The organism is Fulvivirga kasyanovii, assembly GCF_009711405.1.
Taxonomy (GTDB): Bacteria; Bacteroidota; Bacteroidia; order Cytophagales; family Cyclobacteriaceae; genus Fulvivirga; species Fulvivirga kasyanovii.
Genome location: NZ_SMLW01000200.1, coordinates 1 through 2,014 on the forward strand (window position 1 = coordinate 1; position 2,014 = coordinate 2,014).

At 37.9% G+C, this 2,014-nt stretch carries 2 protein-coding genes; one reads left to right on the forward strand and one right to left on the reverse strand.

Translation table 11 applies throughout. The features are described from left to right. Positions 1–335 precede the first annotated feature (335 nt). The gene (locus tag E1163_RS00800) at positions 336–1,559 is read left to right on the forward strand and encodes a site-specific integrase (protein WP_155168625.1); all 1,224 of its coding nucleotides are present in this window, start codon (positions 336–338) and stop codon (positions 1,557–1,559) included. 22 nt (positions 1,560–1,581) lie between these two features. On the opposite strand, the gene E1163_RS00805 is transcribed toward E1163_RS00800, so the two are convergent. Next, positions 1,582–1,824, reverse strand: a complete 243-nt coding sequence (locus E1163_RS00805) for a helix-turn-helix domain-containing protein (RefSeq protein ID WP_155168626.1) — start codon at positions 1,822–1,824, stop codon at positions 1,582–1,584. Positions 1,825–2,014: the final 190 nt, after the last annotated feature.

Below are 2,014 nucleotides of genomic sequence, written 5' to 3' on the forward strand. Positions count from 1 at the left end.
CCAGATACATATGTCTGAGTTCATGCCTTCCCCAGAAATTCGGACTGATCCTTTTTTTGCCGCCCTTCCCAAAGGTCTGTGACTCACAGACCTAAACTATCTAAAACAAAAAAGCCGATCACTTTTCAGTAATCGGCCTCGTAGTAGCGAGAACGGGAGTTGAACCCGTGACCTCAGGGTTATGAACCTAATTTTGAGTGGTTTTTAACGAACCCAGACGGTCTAAAAATGCCCTTATAATGCATTTAGAGGCGTTTTTATATTTTTTAAGACTTGGATGGTGTCAGCGTAAACCGTAAATTGTTGTACTTATGTTGTACTAAACTCGGTAAGCAATGGCATCTATAAAAGCAATTTTACGAAAGACAAATCAACCACGGAAAGATGGTAAATGGCCACTGGCCATTAGGGTTACCAAAGATAGAAAATCAAAATTCATCTGGCTGAAGCAGTATGTCAATGAGAAAGACTGGGATAGCCGTAATGGAACGGTAAAACGCTCGCACCCCAACTCGGCCAGGCTTAATCACTTGATTGCAAAGAGAATTGCTGAACTCAATAACTTGGTGTTGGAGATCGAGGATAAAGAGGAGAGTACCTCAATCATTGATATAAGAAATGCACTAACTAAGAAAAAGCGCAAAAACGTAACATTCTTTGAGCTTGCCCAAGAACGCTTGGATGACTATAAGAAGAGAAAAGTATTCACGGTTCATGATACTGATGAGGGACGTATCAAGACTTTTAAAAAGTTCTTGGGAGGAAAGGACATCCACTTTCATGAGATTACCATTCCGCTCCTCAAAAAATTCAGAACTTATCTTATTGCAACTAATGGCAACTCTGAGCGGACGATAGCAAACTATTACATTCTGATTCGTACCCTTTTTAACCAGGCTATTAAAGAAGGTATTGTGGAAAGAAAGTATTATCCATTTGGAGGTGATGGTATTTCTATAAAGTTAGGTGAAAGTGCCAAGATCGGTCTGAATGAAGAAGAACTGAAAATTTTAGAGAATATGAAATATGACCCTTCTTCAGCCAAGTGGCACACATTGAACGTATGGCTAACCTCTTTCTATTTTGCGGGCATTCGTATTTCGGATGTGGTAAAACTAAAATGGAGCGATATACCGGATGGACGGCTTTACTACAGGATGGACAAAAACCAAAAAAGGGTGTCTCTAAAAATTCCCGAGAAAGCCCAGCGAATTTTTGATCTTTATTTACCAGAAAAGAGATCAGAGGACGATTTTATATTTCCTGATCTCAAAAAAGCTAACCTCTCAGATAAGGAGGATGTCTATACTAAAGTTAAAACAGCTTCAAGACGATTTAACAGGTACCTGAAGAAAATTGCTAAGGATGCAGAGATAACCAAAAATCTATCCAATCATATATCCAGACATTCTTTCGGCAATATTTCGGGTGATAAAATTCCAATACCGATGCTTCAGAAACTTTACAGGCACTCTGATATCAAAACTACTATTGGATATCAGAACAACTTTCTTTATCAAGATGCGGATGATGCGTTGGACGCTGTAATTGGGTTTTAAGATTAAATGCGACATAGAGTTTTTAATCAAACCCTTCACTAAAGAATTCCTCAAGGGAAACCCCTAAAGCATTTACAACCCTTACAAGACTACTGAATCTTAGGTCTTCGCCTTTTTCATATCGCCAATATTGAGATCGGGAAATGCCATGCTCTATGGCAAAGGTCTCGTAATTCATATGGCCCTTTTCTGTTCTTAACTGTTTTATTCTGTTGGCCAGCTTGGCTATATACTCTTTTTTAGAATGATCTTCCTGTTCGTTCATTCCGTAAAAAAGGCATTAAATACCTTAAAAAGTTACTCCTTATTAAGTACATCTAATAAGGTGTATTGAGTGTATTTGTTTATCTTAGATATAATATTTTTTCATTATAAAGCATTAAAATATGGCTTCAAAGAATGCAGAACAGTTGAAGTTACTCTTTGCTCGAGTGACTCATGATATACTGAGTCCT

Bases quoted from the DNA above. Each gene is read 5' to 3' on its own strand.
- E1163_RS00800 (WP_155168625.1), top strand. From the start codon at position 336: ATGGCATCTATAAAAGCAATTTTACGAAAGACAAATCAACCACGGAAA.
- E1163_RS00805 (WP_155168626.1), bottom strand. From the start codon at position 1,824: ATGAACGAACAGGAAGATCATTCTAAAAAAGAGTATATAGCCAAGCTG.